The sequence below is a fragment of the Phyllobacterium chamaecytisi genome (assembly GCF_020164455.1).
Lineage (GTDB): Bacteria > Pseudomonadota > Alphaproteobacteria > Rhizobiales > Rhizobiaceae > Phyllobacterium > Phyllobacterium chamaecytisi.
This window is the reverse complement of sequence record NZ_JAIQWW010000089.1, coordinates 1-295: the sequence shown is the minus strand read 5'-3', so window position 1 is coordinate 295 and position 295 is coordinate 1. Positions and strand designations below refer to the sequence as shown.

The following is a 295-nucleotide window of genomic DNA, read 5'->3' as shown; positions in this document are numbered from 1 at the left end:
GTGACGGCCACCTTCGTCCTTCGTCAGGATATAGGCTTCTGCCTTGAACTTGGTGTGCGGCTTGACCGAACCGGGCTTGGCAAGGATCTGGCCGCGCTCGACGTCTTCACGGCCAACGCCGCGGATCAGCGCACCGATGTTGTCGCCAGCCTGGCCCTGGTCGAGCAGCTTGCGGAACATCTCGACGCCGGTCACCGTCGTCTTCGTCGTCGGCTTGATGCCGATGATCTCGACTTCTTCACCAACCTTGACGATACCGCGCTCGACGCGGCCCGTCACAACCGTACCACGGCCC

The 295-nt window shown here is 63.1% G+C and carries 1 protein-coding gene; it reads right to left on the bottom strand.

Annotation, left to right across the window (positions count from 1 at the left end; translation table 11 throughout):
- Positions 1–295, bottom strand: a 295-nt coding sequence (locus tag LB462_RS31065) for an EF-Tu/IF-2/RF-3 family GTPase (RefSeq protein ID WP_255628353.1), incomplete at both ends; no start/stop codon positions are given.